Consider the following 22,323-nt stretch of genomic DNA (forward strand, 5'->3'; position numbering starts at 1 on the left):
CGTTGCGCTGCATTCGATGGGAACTTCCTTGACATTTTGGTATTCTGAGCGTCACTTTGGTCACCGTCCCCGGTAATGCACACATTGCCTCCCGAAGATGACGTGACAAATCTCATCGCCTGTCCGAATTGCGACACGTTGCACCGTCGCACGGACTTGCCGCCGCGCGAGACTGCCCGCTGCGTGCGCTGTCACTCGGTGCTTTACCGCTCTCCCGACCTGCGACTGTCGCGGGTGCTGGCGCTCACCCTCACCAGCCTGATCGTGTTCGCGATCGCGAACGCGTTCCCCATCGTCGAGATCGAGGTGCAGGGCATCTACACCGAGACGACGCTCGTTGGCGCTGCCTGGGCGCTGTACCGTGAAGGCATGTGGCTGGTGGCGCTGCTGGTGTTCGCCACGACCGTCCTCTTCCCGCTCTCGCAATTGCTCGCGCTCGTTCACCTGATCGGGCCGCTTTCGCTCGGGCGTCGGCCGTACGCCGTTTTCGAAGTGATGCGCGCCATCGAGTTCTGCCGTCCGTGGGGCATGATCGAGGTCTTCATGCTCGGCGTGCTCGTCTCGCTGGTCAAACTCTCGGCGATGGCCAGCGTGTTGCCCGGTATCGCCCTGTGGGCCTTCGGCGCACTCACCGTACTGCTCGCGATGGTGCTCTCGTTCGATCTGCGTAATCTGTGGCTCCTGATCGACCACACGCCGGACCCGGCGGTGCGTCGCAGCCCGCCGCCACGGGTGCAGCCATGAGGTACGTCTCCGCCAAAGCCGCCGGACTGATCGCCTGCAACGTGTGCGGGCGTCTGTCGCGTCAGGTCCAGACGGTCGAGAAGGCGCGCTGCCCGCGCTGCGGCGCCGTGCTTCACCAGCGCAAGGTCGACAGCCTCGCGCGCACCTGGGCCTTGCTCATCGCCGCGGCGATCCTGTACATTCCCGCCAACGTGCTGCCCATGATGCAAACGCGTTCGCTGCTCGGTAATTCCAGCGACACGATCATGAGCGGTGTGATCTATTTCTGGACCAGCGGCGAATACGATCTGGCCATCGTCGTTTTCACGGCGAGCATTCTCGTGCCGATGCTCAAGCTCATCGCCCTGTCGCTCCTGTGCTTCACCGCACAGCGCGGCACCCGCTGGAAGCCGCACCAACGCACCAAGCTCTACCACATGGTCGAGTTCATCGGCCGCTGGTCGATGCTCGATGTTTTCGTCGTCGCGCTGATGGTCGCGCTCGTGAACATCCAGTCGCTGGCGGTGATTCAGGCCGGTCCTGGCATCGTGGCCTTCGGCTCCGTGGTCGTACTCACGATGTTGGCCTCCATGCAATTCGACCCCCGGCTGATCTGGGATCAGATTCGCGACGACGATACCGAACAGGACGATCATGACTGAACCGAAAGATCCGCAAGCGCGGGACAGCGCACCGCCGCCCGCGAGCGATCCGGGCGATCTGCCGACGCCGGCCATCGAGCCGCGCAAACGCTGGGCGCCCTCGCTCGTGTGGTTGATTCCCCTCGTGGCTGCGGTCATCGGACTGTCGCTCGTGGCCAAGGCGCTCATCGAGCGCGGACCGAGCGTCACCATCGATTTCAAGACCGCCGAGGGTCTCGAAGCCGGCAAGACGAAGGTCAAGTACAAGGAAGTCGACATCGGCACGGTCAAGAACATCGAACTGTCCGACGATCTGTCGCACGTGCGCGTCACCGTCGATCTCACGAAGAACGCCAAGAGATTCGCCGTGAAGGATTCGCGCTGGTGGGTCGTGCGCCCGCGCGTGGCCGGCGGCAGCGTGTCCGGCCTGTCGACATTGCTCTCGGGCGCGTACATCGGCGCGGACGCCGGCAAATCCAAGGAATCGGTCAGCCATTTCACCGGGCTCGAAGTGCCGCCGGTCGTCTCCAGCGGCCAGCCGGGCAAGCCCTTCGTGTTGCACGCGAACGATGTCGGCTCGCTCGATATCGGTTCGCCGATTTACTACCGCCGCATTCAGGTCGGCCAGGTCGAAGCCTTCTCGCTCGATCAGGACGGCAAGGGCGTAACGCTGCGCGTGTTCGTGCAGGCACCGTATGACCAGTACGTCGGCTCCAACACGCGCTTCTGGCACGCCAGCGGCATCGATCTGCGACTCGATTCGAGCGGCTTCCAGGTCAACACGCAGTCGCTGGCGTCGGTGGTGATCGGCGGTATCGCATTCCAGGCGCCGGGCGACGCGGGCGCCGGCGTGATGGCCAAGGCCGGACAGGAATTCCGTCTCGCGCCCGACGAGTCCACGGCCATGAAGGCGCCGGACACGCATCCCGTCACCGTGGTGTTCCGCTTCCAGCAGTCGCTGCGCGGGCTCGTCGTGGGCGCGCCGGTGGACTTCCGCGGCATTACGCTGGGCGAGGTCACCTCGATCGGCGTGGAGTTCGATCAGGCCACCAAGCAGATCAACATGCCGGTGACGGTGCAGGTCTATCCGGACCGTCTGCGTCGCCGCGATCCAAAGCGGAACCTGCCGCCCAACGAGCTCGCGAGCCACCAGATTCTGAACGCCCTCGTGGCGCGCGGCCTGCGCGGCCAGTTGCGCACGGGCAACCTGCTGACCGGTCAGCTGTATGTGGCGCTCGACTTCTTCCCGAACGCGAAGCCCGCCAAGGCCGAAGAAGTCGACGACGTGCTCGTCATGCCGACCGTGCCCAACACGCTCGACCAGTTGCAACTGCAGGTCGCGGACATCGCCACCAAGCTCGACAAGATTCCGTTCGACAGCATCGGGCAGAGCCTCGACTCGTCGCTGCGCAAGCTCGACAAGACGCTCGATAGTGCCCAGGGGCTGTTCCGTCAGCTCGACGGCGAGATCGCGCCCGAGGCGAAAGCCACGCTGGGCGAAGCGAAGAAGAGCTTTGGCGCGGCCGAGCGCACGCTCTCCGAAGACGCACCGGTGCAACAGGATGTCCGTTCGGCCATGCAGGAACTGACCAAGACGCTGCGCTCGCTCAACACGCTCGCCGAGTATTTGCAGCAACACCCCGAAGCGCTGCTGCGCGGCAAACCGAAGGACCCGCAACCATGACGAGGCCGACCGACATGATCCGTAACCCGCGCCGGCTCCCGCGCCGTCCTCACCTGCATCGCACGAGAACGACGGCGCTCGCCGCCTTGCCGCTGGCGCTGTTGATCGCGCTCACCGGCTGCGCGTCGCCGACGCCGACGTTCTTCACGTTGACGGATGCCGCCCCAGCGACCGGAAGCAACGCCGCCGGCGCAGTGACGACCGGCCCAACAGCACCGGCCGCACCTTACGCCATCGAGGTCTCGCCGGTGGCCGTGCCCGAGCAGGTGGACCGCCCGCAGATCGTTGTCACGCGCAACGGCGGCCGCGTGGACATTCTGGAGGAATCGCGCTGGGGCGCCCCACTCAAGACCGAACTGACGTCGACGATATCGCGCGATCTCACGCAGCGCCTCGGCGCGATGGACGTCTACGGCCTGCCGCGCGCCGATGGCCTGACGGTCTACCGCGTCTCGACGTCGGTGCAGCGCTTCGAGTCCGCGCCGGGCGAACAAGCCACGCTCACGGCGGTGTGGAGCGTTCGGCGGGTGCCGGGCGATATCGTGGCGACCTGTCGCTTCACCGCGACGGCGCCCGCCACCGGCGGCGTTGCCGAGGTGGTTGCCGCACAGCGCAAGCTGGTCGACCGTCTGGCTGACGGCATCAGCCGCGCCATCGCCACCAGTGCACAGGGCACGCCCGGCAGCGTGCCGCGCTGCCCCGACTGAACGCGGCGCATCGTCGCCTGCGTTCCGGCCGACGAATCTTCCCCGCCGCTCCCGTCGTGCACATTCAAATATCGTAGGGCTCCCCGACGCGCTGCGCATTGGACTAAAGTCCCATGCGCGACAGAATTTTCTGTGGGAGACTCGTGCGTCATCCGGTGCCCCGCCAGACCGGCGCCACCCGCATCCACCCGCTCCTCGACCCGCACTTACCGGCCCACTGAAATCGCCCTGTGACCTTGAACGCCTCCGACACATCCCCGGCCAATCCGGCGCCGCCGTCGGCGTCCGCCCCGCAGGCCCAGGCCGAAGTGCGCCAGGAACCGATCGGCGCCCACGCGACAGATGTGTACGTCGCCCGCCTCGCCGCCTTGCGCGCCAACCTGCCCGTGTCGCTCGCCGGTTCATTCCTCACGGTATGGCTGATCGTAGCCGTGCTGCGCGAAGTCTTTCCGTTGCGCGACCTGCTGCTCTGGGCAGTCGCACAGGCAGCCCTGACCCTGTGGCGGGCGACGGCGATCCGGCGTTACCCCGGGCTGCCGCACCGCACAGACGGGGCAAAACGCGACACGCGCACGCGTCGAGGCAGCGCGACACGCATCGACCTCGTTGCCCTGCGTCGGTGGGATTGGCGCGTGCGTATCGGCTCGCTGGCAGCGGGCCTGCTGTGGGGCGTTCCCTACGCGTTCTGGCTTTGGCACGCGCCACCCGCGCAGCAGATGTTCATGATCGTCGGCTTGCTCACGCTAGGCACCGGCGCTATCTACGCCTACTGCATCCACCCGCCGGCCCTGCTCGCCTTCGAGCTGCCCTATTACGCACCGAGCTTCGTCGCGCTCGCCACGCTTGGCGGCACGATCCCGACGACACTTGCCGTCGCAGGCGCCGTTTATCTGGCCGTCACGTTCGCGTTCGCCTACCGGATGTACCGCACACAGATCGACTCACTGGCGATGCGCTTCGAGAACGACGATCTGATGGCACGGCTCGCCGTCGAACGCGATACCGCCGAGCGCAGCAATCTGGCGAAGTCGCGCTTTCTCGCCGCCGCCAGTCACGACCTGCGCCAGCCCGTGCATGCCCTGAGTCTGTACGTCGGCGTACTGCGTGAGCAGCAGCTCAACGCGCGCAGCCGTCAGCTGGTCGATCACATCGGCCGCGCCACCGCCGCGATGGGGCAATTGTTCGACGGCCTGCTCAACATCTCGCGACTCGACGCCGGCGTGATCCAGCCGAAACCGCGCGCGCTGCGGCTCGCGCCGATGATCGATCAACTGCAACTCGAATACGCGCCGCAGGCGGCCGCCAAGGGATTGATCCTGCGCGTGCACGGCACGCGTGGCCGCGACTCGTTGGCCGTTCGCTCCGACCCGGTGTTGCTCGAACGCGTGCTGCGCAATCTGCTCGACAACGCGATCCGCCACACGGCCCGCGGCGGGGTGCTGGTCGGCTGTCGCCTGCGAGAGCGTCATGTGCGCATCGAAGTGTGGGACACCGGCGTGGGCATTGCCGACGCCGACCTCGACAAGATCTTCCTGGAATTCCATCAGGTCGGGAACCCGGAGCGCGATCGCTCGAAGGGACTGGGACTGGGGCTGGCAATCGTGCGGCGTACCGCCGATCTGCTCGGGCATCCGTTGACCTTGCGCTCCGTCCCCGGACGCGGCAGCGTGTTCGCGCTGAACGTGCCGCTCGCCGACGTGCGTGCGACTCGCACCCCATCGGAGCCGCATGTCACCACGTCGTCGCCTGCGGCCACCGCCGCACAGGGGCCGCTCGTCTGCGTCGTCGAGGACGACACGGAAAACCTCAATGGGCTGTGTCTGCTGCTCGAAGCGTGGGGGTATCGCACGGTGGGCGGCGGTAGCGGCGACGAGATCGTGCGCGCAGCGGTGGCGGCTGAAACCAAGCCTGCGTTGATCGTGAGCGACTTCCGATTACGCGATCATGAGACCGGCATCGACGCCATCGATCGTCTGCATGAGGAGTTTGCGGACGACACCATTCCGGCAATACTGGTGAGCGGCGATACCGATCCGCAACGCATCGTGGAAGCGTCGGCGCGCGCCTGGCCGCTCTTGCACAAGCCGGTCGATGCCCAGTTGCTGCGCCGCACGATCGAGCAGACACTGGAAGTCAACAGCGGCGGTGCGTCCGGTACGGCAACGGACGCGTAAGCGCGTCAGGCGGGTTTGCCGAGCAACCCGCCGCGGCGCGCCAATGTGGCCGCCTGCGTCCGGTTCAGCGCCCCGAGGGCCGCGAGCACCGCCGACACGTGAGCCTTGACCGTCTTCTCCGTCATGCCGAGACGCGCGGCGATCTCGCCATTTCGCAAGCCGTCGCAAACCAGCAGCAACACCTCGCGCTGACGCGGTGTCAGCGACGCCAGACGCGCCACGATCGAGCGGTCGTCGCCGGCGTCGGCAACCGCGCCGTTCAGTCGCTCGGCCTGGTCGTGGTTCGCCGCGTCGCCCGCATCGAATGCCGACGACAGATAACGCTCGCCGCGCAGCACCGTCTGCAAGGCGTCGAGCAGCGTGCGGCTGTCGGCCGACTTGTGCACGAAACCATGCGCACCGGCCGCTAACGCCGAACGCACATCCTGTCGGTCTTCGGACGCGGAGATCACCAGCAAACGCAGATCCGGGCGCACGGCGCGCAAACGTGCGAGCAACGCGGCGCCGGCGAGGTCGGGTAGGTAGTAGTCGGACATGACCGCATGCACGTCGGGTCGCCCGGGCAGTGCCCCGACCGCCTGCTCGCCGCTGGCGAACGCCTCGAAGTCGAGCTCCGGCGCGGCCGCACGCAGCGCGAGCAGCAGGCCCTCACGGAACATCGCATGGTCATCGATCAGAAAAACGGTCGGCACTCTTCGGGGGGACGCACGCAGGCGCGCACGATTCTCAGGCAGCAGCAATGCCGGGAATTATGTCGTATTACTGACCGAAAGTCGTGTTTTCAATTTGCGCAGTGCAACGCCACTCCCGGCCATTCCCAGTCGTTGTCAGCGGCCGCCCCGAAACGGTGCAACTGCCCGCCAGCCACAGCGTCCGAATGCCCCCGCTTACCCCCATACGCCCGTTCCGGCCAATGCGAAAGGTCAGGAAAATCCCGATGCCCAACTCGTCAATTACGGATTGCGCAATCGATTACGTGATGTTTAAGATGTTCGAGACCCGTGCGCACAGGCATCCCCCGAGAAATGGCCGGCGGCGGTTCGCAATAACTCGAATATCGGAGACAAGCCATGTCCAGCATTACCGCCGAACTGCGCGGCGCCCAACATCATCGCCTTCGCGGCCGCCTGCGCCACAAGATCGCCGTCGCGGCCTCCGCCCTCGTCCTGGGCGCCATCGGGGCCTTTGGCCCGGCCGTCACGGGCGCCCATGCCGCAGCGGGCGGCAATATTTCCGACGGCGTCGTGAAGATCGGCGTGCTCACCGACCTGTCCGGCGTGTCGAGCGACAACGCCGGCAAGGGCAGCGTGCTCGCCGCCACGATGGCCATCGACGACTTCTCGCGCGATCACAAGGTGCTCGGCGCCCCCATCGAGCTGATCTCCGCCGACTCGCAAGGCAAGACCGACACCGGCGCCACGATTGCGCGCGAATGGTACGACCGCGGCAAGGTCGACATGATTACCGACCTCACGTTCTCGAACGTGGCCCTGGCGGTGGACCGCATCGCCGACGAAAAGAAGAAGATCGCCCTCGTGACCGGCGCCGGCTCGTCGGCGATCAGCAACGAACAATGCACGGCGCACAGCGTGCAGTGGATGTATGACACCTACGCGCTGGCGAATTCGACGTCGCAGGCATTGCTGCGCCGGGGGCTGAAGTCGTGGTACTTCATCACCGCCGACTACGCGTTCGGTCAGGCGCTGGAGAAGGACGGCAGCGAGATCCTGACGCGTCAGGGCGGCAAGGTCGTCGGCTCGGTAAAGCACCCGGTGAACTCGCCCGATCTGTCGTCGTATCTGCTGCGTGCACAGACGTCGGGCGCGCAGGTGATTGCGCTGGCGAATTCGGGCACGGACACGCTCAACACCGTCAAGCAAGCGTCGCAGTTCAACATGATCCAGGGTGGCAAGCAGGTCTTCACGCCGCTGCTCTCGCTGATTACCGAAGTGCACGGCATGGGCCTGAAGAACGCCCAGGGCATGATTCTCACGAACGGCTTCTACTGGGATCAGGACGACCGCTCGCGCGGCTTCGCCCAGCGCTTCTACGCGCAGCACAAGAAGATGCCGACGATGATGCAGGCCGCCGTCTATTCCGCGGTCCTGAACTATCTGAAGGCCGTGCAGGCCGCCGGCACAGACGAGGCGGACGCCGTCATGGCCAAGCTCAAGTCGATGAAGATCGACGACCCGGTGATCCGCAACGGCCAGATCCGCGCCGACGGCAAGCTCGTGCACGACATGCTGCTGGTGCAGGTCAAGACGCCTGCCGAGTCGAAGTCGGAGTGGGATCTGTACAAGATCCTCGAGACCATCCCGGCCGACAAGGCGTTCGCGCCGCTGTCCGATTCGAAGTGCGCGCTGGTGAAGAAATGAGCTGAAAGCGCGTGAGGGCATGCGCCGGGACGCCCCGGCGTCAGCGCCCTGAACGCCCGCCGCCGGTGGCCGATGCCGCGTTGGCATCGGCCCCGGCAGCCGGGTCTTCCACCCGACGGAACACGAGTGCCGAGCCTAGCGTGATCAGGCCGACGCATACGAACGTCATGCGAAAACCCGCCACCGTGCCGCCCGCGCCGATCTCCCCCGCCTGACCGGCCAGTTGGCCGAACAGGGCCAGCAGTTGACCGCCGATGGTCACGCCAAGGCCCAGCGCCAGCATCTGCGCCATCGAGAACAGCCCGTTGCCCGCGCTGGCCCGACGCGCCCCGAGGTCCTTGAGCGTCACGCTGTTCATGGCCGCGAACTGCATCGAGTTCGCACCGCCGAAGATCGCCAGTTGCGCCAACCCGAGCCACATCGGCCACCCCGGGCCGAACAGCGCGAAGCTAGCGATCGATCCGCCGACCACGGCCGTGTTGACCATCAGGAAGCGCGTATAGCCGTAGCGTTGCACCAGGGGTGTGACCCTGCGCTTGACGACCACGCCCGAGAGCGCTACCGGCAGCATCATGAGCCCCGACGCGAGTGGGCTGTAGCCCATGGCGACCTGCAGCAGCAGCGGCAACAGGAACGGCACGGCGCTGCTGCCGATGCGTGCCACGAGGTTGCCCAGCAATCCAAGACTGAAGCTGCGGGTCTCGAAGAGCTCGAGCGGGAACAGCGGCGCCGCACGACGTCGGGCATACGGCCAGTAGCCGAGCGTCGTCGCCACGCAAAGCAGCGCGAGTCCCGCCGACGCCCCCCAGCCCGCATTCGAGAACGGATGATCGAGCGCCAGCGTGAACGACACCATCGCGACCGAGAGCAACACAAAGCCACCCCAGTCGAATCCGGTCGAGATAACGTCGTCCTTCGAGGGCCGGGGCAGATAACGGCGCACCGCAAGACTACCGAGAATGCCGATCGGCACGTTGATGAGAAAAATCCAGTGCCACGACGCGACCTGCACGAGCCACCCGCCCAGCACCGGCCCGATCATCGGGCCGACCTGCCCGGCAATCGACACGAAGGCCAGCGCCGCCAGATACTGGCCAGCCGGAAAGGAGCGCAACACGGCGAGACGCCCGATCGGCAGCAGCATCGAGCCACCCGCCCCCTGCAACACGCGTGCGACCACAAGCTGCGGCAGCGTCGCCGCCATCGCACAGAAGATCGAGCCGAGCACGAAGAGCAGAATCGCGACGAAGTACACGCGCCGGGTGCCGAACCGGTCGGCGAGCCACCCGGACGCGGGCGTGAGCATCGCCATCGTCAGCGAATAGGAGACCACCACCGGCTGCATGCGCAGCGGGTTCTCGCCAAGGCTGGCCGCCATGGCGGGCAGTGCCGTGTTGACGATCGTGGTGTCGAGCGCCTGCATGAAAAAACCCGCCGCAACGATCCACAGCAGGGCGGAGAGGGTCTTGTCTTGCTTCATGCGGCGCGGTGACGAGGCACGGCCGCCCGGCCATGCCTGCAACAAGAATTAAGCGAAAGCAGAATTCTAGCGCGCTTCGACCGTGCGCACTGATGCGATTCTTGCATCAAACGCCATCACGCAGACGTATTGCGCAACGCCAGGCGACGCGGTGGCGCCTGTGTCCGTCAGGCGGTCGTATTGACGTTGTTGCCGGTCGACTTCGTCGGGTTCATGAGCGCGAGAATCTGTGCCTGAATCGACATGGCCTGTGCCGACAGGCTGGTCGTCATCTGCAGCTTCTCGTCGGGCGGCAGCCGATCGTTGTTGCGCACTTCGTCGAGCTGCGACATGACCTTCGCGAGCATCGCCTTGAGCTTCTTGATGGTCTGCGCCACGATGGCGTCGGTGCCGCCGGCCTCGCTCGCATCGCTCACCGCCTTGCCCGTCTGCTTTGCACCGTCGCGCGCACCGCGCACCATCTCGACCATGTCGGTGTCGATGCGACGCGAATTCGTATTGTTATTGTTGTTACCGTCGCCGTTGCTCTCGTTGCCGGTGTTGTTGCCGGTCTTCGCGTCGCCGGCTGCGCCGACGGTCTTGGCCGAATCCGCGCCTGCGGCCGCCTCGGCAGCGCCCGCATTGCCGGTCGTCCTGGCCTGCGACGCCTGCGCTTGCGCCTTCTGCGCCTGCTGTTGCTGGATGTGCGACTGCCACACGTCGAGCAGGCCGGACGTCGCGCTGCCCTTGATCGGGATGATGATCGACATGGAGGGGGGGTCTCCGCAGAAAGGAAATGTAAGGAATTCCCCAGTATTACGGCATCCTTATCGAATTCCTTTAGTCGCGTTCGAGTCCCCCCCTTTTTCGCCACACTCTCCAGCCCCCTCCCGCCCGGACGCGTCAGGCCCGTACCGCCCGGTAACCCACATGCTCGAAATGCGCCTCATCGGCGTTCACGGCGTCGGCGGCCTCGTCGGCGCGATCGTCGTCGGCCAGGGCCTCAAGCCGGATGGCCGCATGCACGAGCGCGATATGCGAAAACGCTTGCGGGAAGTTCCCCACCTGACGCTGGTGGTGCGTGTCGTACTCCTCAGCAAGCAGCCCCACGTCGTTGCGCAACGACAGCAATCGCTCGAACAGTGCCCGGGCGTCGCGCTGGCGGCCGAGCATCACGAGACAGTCGACCATCCAGAAGCTGCACGCGAGAAACGCGCCCTCCCCCGCCGGCAGCCCGTCGTCAACCCGGGCCGTGCGATAGCGTTGCACCAGCCCGTTCTCCATCAACTCGCGCTCGACAGCCTCGATGGTGCCCACCACGCGTGGATCGTCCGCCGGGAGGAACCCGACGAGCGGAATCATCAGCACACTCGCATCCATTTCCGACGAGCCGTAGGCCTGCATGAACGCATTGCGCTTCTTGTCGAAGCCATGCGCGCATACGTCTGCATGAATCTCCTTGCACAGGCGTTTCCAGCGATCCACAGGCCCCGGCAGGCCGAAGCGTTCCGCCGATTTGATCGCACGGTCGAACGCCACCCACGCCATGACCTTCGAGTAGGTGAAATGCTGGCGACCGCCGCGCACCTCCCAGATGCCTTCGTCCGGCTCGCGCCAGACGGTTTCAAGATGAGCGACGAGTTTCGTCTGCACCTCCCACGTCGCCTCGTCGCGGGGCAGCCCGCCCAGACGCGCCTGATGCAAGGCGTCCATCACTTCGCCATAGACGTCGAGCTGCAACTGCCCCACCGCGCCGTTGCCGACGCGCACCGGCTTCGCCCCCTCGTAGCCCGGCAGCCAGTCGACCACCCACTCCGGCAGACGCCGCTCGCCCGACAGCCCGTACATGATCTGCACCTGCGACGGTGCCCCTGCCACGGCGCGTACGAGCCACTGGCTCCAGTCCGTCGCCTCGGTGTAATAGCCGCCGAGCATGAGCGCCTGCAGCGTGAGGGTCGCATCCCTCAACCAGCAGTAGCGATAGTCCCAGTTGCGCTCCCCGCCGAGCTGCTCGGGCAGCGATGTCGTCGGGGCCGCAACCACGCCGCCCGTCGGCACGAACGTGAGTGCCTTGAGCACGATCAGCGAGCGGCGGATCGCCTCGGCCCACCGGCCGTCGAGCTGACAGCGATTGGCCCACGTGCGCCAGTAACGTTCGGTATCCGTCAGCGCGGCGAGCGGGTCGATCTCGCGCGGATCGGCATGATGCGACGGCACCCGCGAGAGCACGAACGGCACGGTGTCGCCGGCCGCCACGTCGAAGCGCGCGCGCAAGCTGCCCGGCACGTCCTTGATCTCGACCGGGGTGCGCACCACGACCTTGTCCGGTCCGGCAATGAGCCGCATGCCTGGGCCGGTGGGATCGTCGGCATCGAGCGGGCGCGCCCACGGTACCGACGCGCCGTAGTCGAAACGCAGGATCAGCTCCATCGACATCGTCACCTTGCCGTGGATGCCCTTGACCAGCCGCACCAGATCGGCGGCGCCATCGCGCAACGGCATGAAGTCGATGACGGCAACGCAGCCCTCCACGGTCTCGAAACGCGTCTCGAGAATCAGGGTGTCGTCGTGATAGCGACGCGTGCACGTCGCGTGAGGATCGTCGGGAGCGAGCTTCCAGCGGCCATGCTCCGGGCCGCCGAGCAGTGCCGCGAAACAGGCGGGAGAATCGAAATACGGCCAGCAGAGCCAGTCGATGGAGCCGTCGCGCGCCACGAGCGCGGCGCTGCGGCAATCGCCAATCATCGCGTAATCTTCGATACGTGCCGGCATGCTCACCTCGCGAATGAGAGAGGAGAGAAAGACGTCACCCCCATGAGCGGCTGGGGGTACGCAATCGCAGGAAGTCCTATGGTACGCGCGTCACTCGCGCGCGACCATCGGGCCAGCGTTGGAAGGTTCGCTGCGAGGTTGGGTCTGCCGTGCCGTGCGAAATTGACTGGCACGTGAGGTCTGCTGGCGTTGCGGCTCAAGGTCATGCCTTCCCTCCTTGCGACGTTGCCGTCGGATCGGGTTCATCGGTGGCCGGCGCGCAACGCGCGCCTGTTCAAAAACCGACCGGCCACCGGCTGGGAAGTTCTGCAAAGTATGTCAACACGCGGAGAATCCGCATGACGGACACAAGATGCACATCATGCGTTCGCGGGCGCTGCCTCCTCCAGGACATGTACCGCTCCTTGCGCCACGAGTTCGCGAACCTGCGCCGCATCGAATCCATATTCGCCCAGCACTTCGCACGTGTGCTCGCCCAAGCGAGGCGCCGGCCCGCCGGTGCATTTCGGCGTCTCGGAGAATCGGATCGGCAGCCCGATACTGCGCGTCGGGCCATCGAGCGGATGCACGGTCTCGACCACCATCTCGCGCGCCACGATCTGCGGATGCGAGACGGCGTCGGAGATCGGCAGCACCGGGCCGACGGGCAACCCGACGGCGTCGAGCCGTTCTACCCAGTGGTCAGTGGTGTCGCGCATGAGATACGCCGTGAGGCGTTCGACAAGCTCGGCGCGATGCGCCGTGCGTCCGGCGTTGGTCGCGAAGCGCGGATCGCTGGCGATCTCGGGGGCGTCGAGCACTTGCAGCAGCCGTTCGTAATTGGCCTGATTGGCCGCGCCGATGTTGATCCAGCCGTCCTGCGTGCGAAACGCCTGATACGGTGTGCTCGTGGGATTGGCCGACCCGAGTTTCGGCGGGTTCTCGCCACTGGCAAAGAAGTTGGCGGCGGCCCAGTACATCTGCTGGAAGCCCGCTTCGAGCAACGACGTATCGACGATCTGTCCCTGCCCCGTGCGCAAACGGTGCGCGTAGGCTGCGGAAATTCCGAGCGCCGCCAGAATGCCCGCGTTGATATCGGCGATTGGCGAGCCCGCCTTGATCGGCGCCTGCCCGGGCTCGCCCGTCACGCTCATCAGTCCCGACAAGCCCTGGGCGATCAGATCGAAGCCGCCTTTGTCGGCAAACGGCCCCGTGCGCCCGTACCCGGAAATCGAACAATAGATGAGCGCGGGATTGGCCTCGCGCAGCGTCTCGTAGCCGAGGCCGAGCTTTTCCATCGTGCCCTTGCGATAGTTCTCCGTGACGACGTCTGCGCTCGCGAGCATCTTGCGCAGCACGGCCTTGCCGCCTTCCGTCTTCAGATTCAGCGCAATGCCGCGCTTGTTGCGGTTGAGCATCATGAACGATGCCGACTCGCCGTGCGAGAGGATCGGCGCGAAGCGGCGGGCATCGTCGCCGTCCATCTTCTCGACCTTGATGACGTCGGCGCCCATGTCGGCGAGCATCATGCCGCAGACCGGCCCCGACATGATGTGCGACAACTCGATCACCTTGACGCCCTGCAATGGCCCGCCTGACTGTTTCGTCGTGTCGCTCATCTCATCGCCCCTCGAACACCGGCGCCGTCTTCGCGAGGAATGCGCGATAGCCCGCCTGAAAATCGGCCGTGCCGAAGCACGCGAATCCTTCGTCGATCTGCGCCGGTGTCAGCGGCTGGCCGCTGACCAGTTCGCGCACGAACCGCTTGTGCCAGCGCGCCACCAACGGCGCCCCGGCAGCGATGCGCCCGGCACTCGCGAGCGCTTCGCGCGCCACCTCGGCGTCGGGGACCACCCGGGTGACGAGACCGATGCGCGCCGCCTCCTGGGCATCGAAGATCCGGCCTTCGAGCAGGATCTCGAGCGCACGCGCCGGCCCGAGCAGCCCCACGAGGCCGGATAGCTCCGCATGCGCCATCACCAGCCCCAGCTTGTTGATGGGCGCGCCGAAGCGGCTCGACTCACCGCAGATGCGAACGTCGCAGGCGGCGGCAATTTCCATGCCGCCGCCCACGCAGATGCCGTGAATCATCGCGACAAGCGGCACCGGGCAGCGCGCGAGCGCATCGAGCGTGCGATGCATGAGCGCACCATAAGTCCGCGCCTGCTCCACGTTGGCGCGGTCGGTCTCGAACTCGGCAATGTCGTTGCCCGGCGCGAAGGCCTTCTCGCCCGCGCCGCGCAGCACGATGCAGCGCACGTCAGGCGCTTCGGACAACGTCAGAATCGTGTCCCCCAACGCCTGCCACATCGGTTTGGTCAACGCGTTGAGCTTCTCGGGACGGTTGAGCGTGACCAGCGCGATGGCGCCTTGTCGCTCGGTCAGAACGGTCGATGTCACATTGCCTCCTTCAGATGCCAGCACGCACCCCATGTCCGGCCAGCGATGATTTTTGGTATACCAATTTTCGTTAACGATAGAAGGATCGAACGGCGATTGGCAAGTGATAACCGAAAAAATCAGGGTTAACGTGGCAAATTCCGGGATAGGCAGTTGACGATCGAACGCGTCGCCATCAAAATTGGCATTCCATTTTTCTGCGACGTCACGGCATGAGCACATCTGCATCGCTGAACGCCGCCGCCTACGAAGCGCTCAAGGCGCGCATCGTGCGCGGTGAGCTGCGCCCCGGCGCACCGCTCTCGGAGCGTGCGCTCTGCGACGAACTGTCCGTCTCGCGCACGCCGCTGCGCGAGGCACTCAAGCGGTTGGCGAACGAAGGACTCGTGGAGATCTCGGAAACGCGACGCGCCCGCGTGGCACGTGTGAGTGTCGATGAGGTCGTGAATCTGCTCGCCGTGATGGCAGTCCTCGAAGGATTGTCGGGCGAGCAGGCTTGCGAAAAGGCGACCGATGCCGATCTCGATACCCTGGCCCAACTACAGACCGAGATGGAAGCCGCCTACGCACGCACCGATCACGCCGCGTATTTCGCATTGAATCAGCAGATCCACCTGAGCATTCTGCGCATGGCGGACAACGGCCCGCTGGCCGAATACTTCCACAATCTGAACGCGCGTCTGCGCCACGTGCGAGAGCGCCTGACGCCGACACCGGAGCGCTGGCGTCAGGCGGTGGACGAACACGCGGAAATGCTCACGCTGCTTCGTCGGCGCGACGGCAAGCGACTACGACCATTGATGGAAGCGCATTTGCGCAGCAAGACGGACGCCTATGTCGCGGCAATGCTCAACGACGGACTGGTGAGCATGAGCCGCGCGGCGTGACGAAGGCGAGGTGAAGCGGGCGCACCCTGCCGCCCGGACCCTCTCAGGCAGCGGCGCGCATGTTGGCGATCACGGTGGCGCACTTGGCCATCAGATGCGCGCGCAGCAGACGGCCAAGCGCCGCGCCGTCGCGCTGATGCAAAGCCTGCAGCATGGCAACGTGTTCGTCGATGGCTCGCTCCCACTTGCCCGCGTGCAGGTTGGAGCGGAACCGCAGCGCTTGCAGGCGGGCATTCACCGACTGATACATCTGCGTCAGCGACGGGTTGCGTGCAGCGGCGTTGATGCGGTCGTGAATTCGTTGATTGCAGTCGAAATAGCCCGACAGATCGCCGTTGGCGTGGCAGGCGTCCATCGCGCAGTGCAGTTCCTGAATCTCATCGACTTCCGCCTGCGTGATGCGCTCGCATGCCAGCTCGCCGGCCAGCGCTTCGAGGCCGCTGAGCAGTTCGAAGGCTTCCGTGATATCTCTGGCCGATAGCGAGACGACGCGCGCACCACGATTCGGCAACAGTTCGATCAGTCGCTCGACCGCAAGCATCTTGAGCGCCTCACGCAGCGGCGTGCGCGACACGCCGAGATGCTCGCACAGTGCGCGCTCGTTCAGATGCGCGCCGGGCGGCAGCACGCCTTCCGTCATCATCTTGCGCAAACGATCCATGACTGCCAGATGCAGCGCGCGGCGGCTGATCGGTTGCGTGTCGTCGTCCGGCGGATGGACGGCAGGGTCTCGTACGGCGCTGACGGACACGGAGGTTGCGGAGGTCACGGAGTGCATAGGCTCGGCCAGTTCGTTCGCTTCAGGAGGTCATCGACTGCACGCACTGCACATTCGCGGGCCACGACGCGCACAACCGTTGCCATGCCGCACGAAATATTACGAAATATTACGAAATTCGATTCTCGCAGATCGAAGGCGTTTTGACTACGTTAGCTGGTGTTTTCACTAAGTACGCGACACGTTCGCTGCACTGCGCAACGACGCATCAATCTTGGTTAGGATGTAAGCCATCGCGCCGCTGCTGATCGCAGGGACACCGGCGCATTGCCCGTTGCACAGGAGACCTTCACCATGCCCCACCCATCCCCCGCCGTCGAATCGCTCGCCCAATTGCTGGCCGACACGCGCCGTGGCGACACGCCGATCGAATCGCCCGCCGCCGCCCTGCTGCCCCCTGATACCGATGCCGCTTACGCGGTGCAACTCCGCACCCTCGACCTGCTCGGCGAGACGATTGCGGCATGGAAAGTCGGCGCGAAATCGCCGAAGGATCTGAAGAACTGCGCACCGATTCCGGCATCGGTCGTGAGCCAGAGCGGCGGCACGCTGGCCCTGGACGACTTCTTCCGTCCGGGACTGGAGCTGGAAATCGCGTTCCGTCTGGCCCGCGACATCAAGCCGGGACGTTACGACGAGCGTGAAGCCATGATGTTCGTCGGCGAAACGCTCACGACCATCGAAATTACCGACAGCCGGTTTGCAGCCACCGGACTGGACAGCCGTTTTGCGCTCGCCGATCTGCAGAACAATGGCGCCCTCGTGATCGGCAGCGGGCGGGATTACGATGCCTCGCTCGACTACCTCAATCCGACGCTGTCGTTCACGCTCGACGGCACCGCCATCTCTCCGGCGCAAACCGGGCACAACACGGGCGGCGATCCGCGCGCCCTGTTCGCGTGGCTCGTCAATCACAACGGCAAGCGTGGCATCACGATGCGCGCCGGCGCCGTTGTGACCTGCGGCTCCTACGTCGGCATGATTCCGGCGAACGGCCCGGGTCTGCTGCGCGGCACCATTGGCGGGATCGGCGAGGCGTCGGTCACGCTGAAGTAAGCGAGGCGACGCGTGCGGGCGGTCTCAGTGCCGCCCGGTGCGTCCGTCGGCCCCCGCCAGCATCTTCGGGGCCAGCAACGCAATCGGCACGATGCACAGCAAACCGGCCCCCAGCGCCACCGGGAGACTGATGCCATGTGCGATCGCGCCGATCACCACCGGCCCCACCAGCAATCCCAGATAGGCCAGACGCGCCATCACGGCAATCGCTTCGGCGCTTGCCATGCCGGCCCCGCGCGCCACTTCGCCCGACGCGGCGAACATCACCGGCATCACGTTCGACAAGCCGAGACCGGCCAACGCGAAGCCCGCGACGGCAGCGGCCGGTGTGCGCCAGAACAGCGCGAGCATCACTCCGCCCACACATAGCAGGCTGCTGACCCGGAGCAGACGCGCGCCGCCCATGCGTGCGCGCACCGGATCGCCGCCGAAGCGCCCCCCGGCCATGCCGAGCGAGAACGCGGCGTAGCCGGCGCCGATCCAGGCACCCTGTGCGGCGACCACTTCGCGCATGTACACGGCGGTCCAGTCGTACATCGCCCCTTCGACCACGAGGCCGAGAAACGCGAGCACGCCGAAACCGGTGAGACGTCGATGCAGTTTGCGGCGTGACGCATCGTCCAGTGCAGGCGGTGCGCGATGCGTATGCCCCGGAACACGCTCTCCGGCGCTTACCGCACTCGCGTCCGGCGCTTCACCGGGCATCATGTCTTTCTGCATATGGCGAGCGCCGACGATCATCACCACGGCGCACACGAGTGCCGCGAGGCCGACGTGCCATTGCGGCGAACCCTGATGCGCAAGCCAGGCCCCGCCGACCAGCGCGCCCGACATGCCACCGAGGCTGAAGCACCCGTGCAGCGACGCCATGATCGGCTTCCGGTAGCGCGCCTCGAGCGTGGCGGCTTGCGCGTTGACGGCCACGTCGTACGTGGCGTTCGCGGCACCATAAAGTGCGAGCCAGCCCACCAGGCCCCAGTAATTCGGCATCGACAGGATGAACGCGCTCGTCACCGCGAGCGCCATGCCCGATTGCAGGCTCGCCCGTCGGCTACCCGCACGACCGACCCAGCGTGCCATGCGCGACATCGTGACGATGGCGCCGCCCGCGATCGCGAACATGGCCACCGAGAGGCTCGCGTCGTTCAGGTCGAACATCGCCTTGACGGTGGGCACATGTACGCCCCACGTCGCATAGAGAAAGCCGCTGCAAAACAGCAATGCCATCGTTGCCGCGCGGGCAGGCCAAAAGCCCGAGCGCGGCTTCGTCGTTTCAGAAGTCATGGGAATCGCAGGAAATGCGGGAGTGAATCGTGAATGACGCAGCGCAGACGTCTGCGTGATCACTTGAAGACGGGACTGACAGAGCACCGGCGCGATGCAGCACTCGTTGGGGGCATTCTAACGCACCTGATGTGACACTGCCGTGCAAGACCCACGTCACGCGGGGCCGCCCGCCATCGAAAAAAGCTGGCCGCCGCATCGCACCGGTCAAGTATGCGTGCGGCAGCCAGACAGGGGAAACGGGGTGCCGGGCGGGCGGACAGGTCGCGCAGGATCGGTTCGCATCGCATGGTTCGTTCACCGATACGGTGAATGCCCGTCAGTTCAACACGCTTCGATGGCATTCCCATGACCGATTCCCGCGAATCGCGCCGCCGGTCCGGGCATCCGTCCCAGACGGCGCGAGAACGCTGGCTCGCGGCCATCCCATGAGTCGAGACGCACGGCGTCGCGGTCCTCCCCCTCCGGCAATCCCGCGAGGCTCACCACGTCTCCAATTTGCGCAGCAAAGCGAGCAGCGACCAGATCGCGTCGCCGGGTCGCCCTTGGGCATGCACCTGCGCAAACATCTCGACCTGCCGCGCGCCACTGCCATGCGCCGCGTCGAAACACACGCCGCGGTGGCAGAGCGACACCAGCAGCGCTTCGAACTCCGGCCAGCTGTCCAGCCCCCCGCCGTCGCGCGACGCCATCACACTGAGCATCAGCGCCCTGCCCACGTTCATGCCGTCGTTACCTCGCGCACACGGATCTGCGCCGAGATCCAGAAATGTCCGAACGACAGCCGCGGTGCGCTCGCGCACATGCCTGTCGGTGCGATTTTCCGGGAGGAAGCTGGCGCTCGGGTCGCAACCGTACAAAACCGGCGCGCTCGCATGCGCGTACAACATCGGCGCGTAGCCACGCGCATCGCGTGTGTCCGGCTGCGCGCCATAACTGATCAGCAGTCCTATCGCCTCGACGTTGCCGTGCAACGCCGCATAGTGAAGCGCATGCGCGCCCGGCAAGATCGGCGCGATGTCGCCTGCCGGCGCCCGCCCGGGTGGTGACGGCGTATCGGGTTCGAACCCCAGCGACAGCATCTTCTCGATGGCTGCAGCGGGCAGTCCGAGGCGCATGGCGTGCAACAGGATCGGCTCGCCGGTAAACGTGGTCATCAACCGCTGGGCGTGCGTGCCGCGCGGCAGCCCGTCAAGCAACGCCATACCCGTCCACGGGTTGGCAGGCATGCCGGTCTCCGGATCGCTCTGCAATGCGTGTCCCGCGTACATCACCGCGCTGCGCCAGATCTGCTCGTCGAACGGCCATTGCCGGTGCCCCGCCAATTGCAGGACTCGCAGACTTCGCCGTGCCTCTCGCGACCCCATATCGTCGGCGAGCCAGGGGGTTTGGTGCCACCACGCGATGAGCGGCGACGGCGATGCGGCGAATGCTGCCAGCGTCGAGACCACGATGTCTTCGGGAGCGTCGTGAAGCAAGCAGCAGAGGTCGTAGGCCGCGTCGTTCGACATGCCGGCATCGCGCAACAGGTCGATCGGGACATCGGCGGCAGGCAGCATCACGACACCGCGCAGCGCCGCCTGTTCCTCACGGCTCAATATCGCGTTCCCGACCGCGTCGCACGGCAGCAGCGGTTCGAGGAAAGCCGCCACTTTGCCGGACGGCATCATGCCCATCGACCACAACAGCTTTCGCAACGAACTCGCGCGGGGCGCATCTGCAAACGCCGCCCGCAGTTCATCGACGGCCGATCGCCGACGCGCTTGACCGGCATCGGCACCGGACGAATCGCCGACCGCCGGGGCCGGCACTTCGGCGCACGGCGCTGACGCACCACCGCTAAGGGAAGGGAACATCGAGACACTCCAGATCAAATGGGTTGAGCTACGAAGATGACGACTCGGCGGCGAGGCACGAATGCCGAAGTGCCGGCCGTTGGGCATCCTAGGCAACGGCGTGGCAGCGCATCTTGGTATTGCGGCGTCGAACTGTCGGGAGCCGGACAGCGAGCGCTGACCGGCGGCCGAAAGGCCGAGACTTATCCACCGTTTTTGTTCACAAGGCTGTGGACAACAAACGGGGCAATTCACCCAAGCACTTGATCGGAATGGTGTTTTCGAAGGAAGGGGTCAGACGGAGGCACTCGCAGGCAGACGCCGGCCAAGTGCCTCCTATTTATCCACAGATTTTGTGTTCAACTCTGTGGACAAGTCCTTGATGAGGGGACTCAAGTGGTTGATTCGAATCAGGGATTCAGTTGGCGGGGCCGGCCGAGGCAGCGACCAGCGACTCCGCAGCCATCGCGAATCCCTTGTTGCGCTCGCGCACCACGCGATGGATCAGCTCCCACACGGTATGCGCCACGGGCGAGAGCGAGCGGTTCTTGCGTCGTACCAGCACGATGTTGCGCTCGAAGGCCGGGAGCAGCGGACGCACGGCCAGCGTCGAATTTTCGGGTAGCGGCAACGCGAGCGGCGGCAGCACGCTCACACCCAGCCCTTCCTGCACCATGCGGAAGATGGTGCTCACGTGCCCCAGCTCCTGCGTGATGGTGCCCTGCACTTTCTGCGTGGTGAGCGCCCGGTCGATCAGCGGCCGGCTGCCCGAACTCTGGTTGAGCAGCACGAGGTTCTCTCCCGAGAGCTCCGACCAGTGCACCGCGCCTTGCTCGGCGAGCGGGTGATCGCTGCGGCAGACGAGGCAGAACGGCTCGCTCATCAGGTGCTCGGTCGTGAGGTCGTCCGCCCCCTGCGGGGCGACCACGATACCGAAGTCCACATCGCCCGCCCGCACGCTGTCGAGCACCGCGCGCTGCATCTGGTCGACGAGCGCGAGTGCAATGTCGGGATAGGTCGCCTGCGACGCGAGCAACACGCGCGGCAGCAACGTGGCCGAGATGGTCGGCGCCGCCCCGATGCGTACGCGGCCGGTGGTGCGCGCTTCGGCACCATGCGTTTGCAGCAGCGCGATCTCGAGTTCGTCGAGTACGCGATCGAGATTTCCGGCCAGCGTCACGCCCGCGTCGGTCAGCGCGACCTCACGCGTGGTGCGATCCACCAGCCGCAGGCCGAGCTGTCCTTCCAGCTCGTTGATGCAACGGCTGATGGCCGGTTGTGTCAGGCCGATCTCGGCGCCCGCGCGGCTGAAGTTCTTGCTGCGCGCCACGACCATGAAGACCTTGAGTTGTCTCAGCGATACGTTCATGTGCTTGTGCCCTGCGAGGAAGTGAGCCAACGAGCCATGACGATGGCTCCGGCGCGCCGCACCCGGCGGCGCGCCCCGTGACGCCCACGACATTCGATGGGCGCCGACACGACACGTCGGTCAGGCCGCTGCCTTGACCATTTCTTCGACGACCTTCTTCGCGTCGCCGAACACCATCATCGTCTTGTCGAGATAGA

18 protein-coding genes are annotated in these 22,323 nt (G+C 65.8%); 8 read left to right on the forward strand and 10 right to left on the reverse strand.

Features of this window, described 5'->3' with window-relative positions; all coding sequences use genetic code 11:
* Window positions 1–102 precede the first annotated feature (102 nt).
* The 5 genes from ABWO90_RS05640 to ABWO90_RS05660 all read left to right on the forward strand — a co-directional run bounded on the left by ABWO90_RS05640 (window position 103) and on the right by ABWO90_RS05660 (window position 5,929).
* Complete coding sequence (locus tag ABWO90_RS05640) at window positions 103–744, forward strand: paraquat-inducible protein A (protein WP_353190215.1); 642 nt, start codon at window positions 103–105, stop codon at window positions 742–744.
* Complete coding sequence (locus ABWO90_RS05645) at window positions 741–1,385, forward strand: paraquat-inducible protein A (RefSeq protein WP_353190216.1); 645 nt, start codon at window positions 741–743, stop codon at window positions 1,383–1,385. Before ABWO90_RS05640 ends, ABWO90_RS05645 begins: the two co-directional genes overlap by 4 nt.
* A complete protein-coding gene (locus tag ABWO90_RS05650) occupies window positions 1,378–3,048 on the forward strand; it encodes a PqiB family protein (protein WP_353190217.1) in 1,671 nt (556 codons plus the stop codon). Before ABWO90_RS05645 ends, ABWO90_RS05650 begins: the two co-directional genes overlap by 8 nt.
* Window positions 3,045–3,755: a PqiC family protein gene (locus ABWO90_RS05655; protein WP_353190218.1), complete on the forward strand. Its 711-nt coding sequence runs from the start codon at window positions 3,045–3,047 to the stop codon at window positions 3,753–3,755. The genes ABWO90_RS05650 and ABWO90_RS05655 overlap by 4 nt, the downstream gene beginning before the upstream one ends.
* A gap of 230 nt (window positions 3,756–3,985) precedes the next feature.
* Window positions 3,986–5,929: an ATP-binding response regulator gene (locus tag ABWO90_RS05660; RefSeq protein ID WP_353190219.1), complete on the forward strand. Its 1,944-nt coding sequence runs from the start codon at window positions 3,986–3,988 to the stop codon at window positions 5,927–5,929.
* 5 nt (window positions 5,930–5,934) lie between these two features.
* Here ABWO90_RS05660 and ABWO90_RS05665 read toward each other — a convergent pair whose 3' ends face one another.
* Window positions 5,935–6,621 (reverse strand): response regulator, encoded by a 687-nt coding sequence (locus ABWO90_RS05665; RefSeq protein ID WP_353190220.1) that lies wholly within the window; start codon window positions 6,619–6,621, stop codon window positions 5,935–5,937.
* A gap of 378 nt (window positions 6,622–6,999) precedes the next feature.
* Here ABWO90_RS05665 and ABWO90_RS05670 point away from each other — a divergent pair, with 378 nt between their 5' ends.
* The gene (locus tag ABWO90_RS05670) at window positions 7,000–8,307 is read left to right on the forward strand and encodes an ABC transporter substrate-binding protein (protein ID WP_353190221.1); all 1,308 of its coding nucleotides are present in this window, start codon (window positions 7,000–7,002) and stop codon (window positions 8,305–8,307) included.
* 40 nt (window positions 8,308–8,347) lie between these two features.
* Here ABWO90_RS05670 and mdtD read toward each other — a convergent pair whose 3' ends face one another.
* The 5 genes from mdtD to ABWO90_RS05695 all read right to left on the reverse strand — a co-directional run bounded on the left by mdtD (window position 8,348) and on the right by ABWO90_RS05695 (window position 14,950).
* Window positions 8,348–9,787: a multidrug transporter subunit MdtD gene (gene mdtD / locus ABWO90_RS05675; RefSeq protein WP_353190222.1), complete on the reverse strand. Its 1,440-nt coding sequence runs from the start codon at window positions 9,785–9,787 to the stop codon at window positions 8,348–8,350.
* A gap of 167 nt (window positions 9,788–9,954) precedes the next feature.
* A complete protein-coding gene (locus tag ABWO90_RS05680; RefSeq protein ID WP_353190223.1) occupies window positions 9,955–10,536 on the reverse strand; it encodes a FlxA-like family protein in 582 nt (193 codons plus the stop codon).
* Between the two features lie 133 nt (window positions 10,537–10,669).
* Complete coding sequence (locus ABWO90_RS05685; protein WP_353190224.1) at window positions 10,670–12,538, reverse strand: glycoside hydrolase family 15 protein; 1,869 nt, start codon at window positions 12,536–12,538, stop codon at window positions 10,670–10,672.
* Window positions 12,539–12,897: 359 nt separating this feature from the next.
* Window positions 12,898–14,136, reverse strand: a complete 1,239-nt coding sequence (locus ABWO90_RS05690; RefSeq protein WP_353190225.1) for a CaiB/BaiF CoA transferase family protein — start codon at window positions 14,134–14,136, stop codon at window positions 12,898–12,900.
* A 1-nt stretch (window position 14,137) separates the two neighbouring features.
* Window positions 14,138–14,950: an enoyl-CoA hydratase/isomerase family protein gene (locus ABWO90_RS05695; RefSeq protein WP_353190226.1), complete on the reverse strand. Its 813-nt coding sequence runs from the start codon at window positions 14,948–14,950 to the stop codon at window positions 14,138–14,140.
* A gap of 179 nt (window positions 14,951–15,129) precedes the next feature.
* On the opposite strand from ABWO90_RS05695, the gene ABWO90_RS05700 reads away from it, so the two are divergent.
* Window positions 15,130–15,804 (forward strand): GntR family transcriptional regulator, encoded by a 675-nt coding sequence (locus ABWO90_RS05700; protein WP_353190227.1) that lies wholly within the window; start codon window positions 15,130–15,132, stop codon window positions 15,802–15,804.
* A gap of 43 nt (window positions 15,805–15,847) precedes the next feature.
* Here the strand turns inward: ABWO90_RS05700 and ABWO90_RS05705 are convergent, their stop codons facing one another.
* The gene (locus tag ABWO90_RS05705; protein WP_353190228.1) at window positions 15,848–16,582 is read right to left on the reverse strand and encodes a GntR family transcriptional regulator; all 735 of its coding nucleotides are present in this window, start codon (window positions 16,580–16,582) and stop codon (window positions 15,848–15,850) included.
* 294 nt (window positions 16,583–16,876) lie between these two features.
* On the opposite strand from ABWO90_RS05705, the gene ABWO90_RS05710 reads away from it, so the two are divergent.
* Complete coding sequence (locus ABWO90_RS05710) at window positions 16,877–17,638, forward strand: 2-keto-4-pentenoate hydratase (protein WP_353190229.1); 762 nt, start codon at window positions 16,877–16,879, stop codon at window positions 17,636–17,638.
* Between the two features lie 24 nt (window positions 17,639–17,662).
* Here the strand turns inward: ABWO90_RS05710 and ABWO90_RS05715 are convergent, their stop codons facing one another.
* The 3 genes from ABWO90_RS05715 to ABWO90_RS05725 form a co-directional block, all read right to left on the reverse strand.
* A complete protein-coding gene (locus ABWO90_RS05715) occupies window positions 17,663–18,922 on the reverse strand; it encodes an MFS transporter (RefSeq protein WP_353190230.1) in 1,260 nt (419 codons plus the stop codon).
* Window positions 18,923–19,404: 482 nt separating this feature from the next.
* Window positions 19,405–20,778 (reverse strand): ankyrin repeat domain-containing protein, encoded by a 1,374-nt coding sequence (locus ABWO90_RS05720; RefSeq protein ID WP_353190231.1) that lies wholly within the window; start codon window positions 20,776–20,778, stop codon window positions 19,405–19,407.
* Between the two features lie 397 nt (window positions 20,779–21,175).
* Complete coding sequence (locus ABWO90_RS05725) at window positions 21,176–22,126, reverse strand: LysR family transcriptional regulator (protein WP_353190232.1); 951 nt, start codon at window positions 22,124–22,126, stop codon at window positions 21,176–21,178.
* Between the last annotated feature and the right edge of the window lie 197 nt (window positions 22,127–22,323).

The sequence above is a fragment of the Pandoraea pnomenusa genome (assembly GCF_040391475.1).
Lineage (GTDB): Bacteria > Pseudomonadota > Gammaproteobacteria > Burkholderiales > Burkholderiaceae > Pandoraea > Pandoraea pnomenusa_C.

Excerpts from the sequence above, each read along its gene's own strand:
- mdtD (WP_353190222.1), bottom strand. The coding sequence starts at position 9,787 with ATGAAGCAAGACAAGACCCTCTCCGCCCTGCTGTGGATCGTTGCGGCG.
- ABWO90_RS05645 (WP_353190216.1), top strand. The coding sequence starts at position 741 with ATGAGGTACGTCTCCGCCAAAGCCGCCGGACTGATCGCCTGCAACGTG.
- ABWO90_RS05685 (WP_353190224.1), bottom strand. The coding sequence starts at position 12,538 with ATGCCGGCACGTATCGAAGATTACGCGATGATTGGCGATTGCCGCAGC.
- ABWO90_RS05655 (WP_353190218.1), top strand. The coding sequence starts at position 3,045 with ATGACGAGGCCGACCGACATGATCCGTAACCCGCGCCGGCTCCCGCGC.
- ABWO90_RS05700 (WP_353190227.1), top strand. The coding sequence starts at position 15,130 with ATGAGCACATCTGCATCGCTGAACGCCGCCGCCTACGAAGCGCTCAAG.
- ABWO90_RS05690 (WP_353190225.1), bottom strand. The coding sequence starts at position 14,136 with ATGAGCGACACGACGAAACAGTCAGGCGGGCCATTGCAGGGCGTCAAG.
- ABWO90_RS05710 (WP_353190229.1), top strand. The coding sequence starts at position 16,877 with ATGCCCCACCCATCCCCCGCCGTCGAATCGCTCGCCCAATTGCTGGCC.
- ABWO90_RS05720 (WP_353190231.1), bottom strand. The coding sequence starts at position 20,778 with ATGTTCCCTTCCCTTAGCGGTGGTGCGTCAGCGCCGTGCGCCGAAGTG.
- ABWO90_RS05715 (WP_353190230.1), bottom strand. The coding sequence starts at position 18,922 with ATGACTTCTGAAACGACGAAGCCGCGCTCGGGCTTTTGGCCTGCCCGC.
- ABWO90_RS05725 (WP_353190232.1), bottom strand. The coding sequence starts at position 22,126 with ATGAACGTATCGCTGAGACAACTCAAGGTCTTCATGGTCGTGGCGCGC.
- ABWO90_RS05705 (WP_353190228.1), bottom strand. The coding sequence starts at position 16,582 with ATGCACTCCGTGACCTCCGCAACCTCCGTGTCCGTCAGCGCCGTACGA.
- ABWO90_RS05670 (WP_353190221.1), top strand. The coding sequence starts at position 7,000 with ATGTCCAGCATTACCGCCGAACTGCGCGGCGCCCAACATCATCGCCTT.
- ABWO90_RS05650 (WP_353190217.1), top strand. The coding sequence starts at position 1,378 with ATGACTGAACCGAAAGATCCGCAAGCGCGGGACAGCGCACCGCCGCCC.
- ABWO90_RS05680 (WP_353190223.1), bottom strand. The coding sequence starts at position 10,536 with ATGTCGATCATCATCCCGATCAAGGGCAGCGCGACGTCCGGCCTGCTC.
- ABWO90_RS05695 (WP_353190226.1), bottom strand. The coding sequence starts at position 14,950 with ATGGGGTGCGTGCTGGCATCTGAAGGAGGCAATGTGACATCGACCGTT.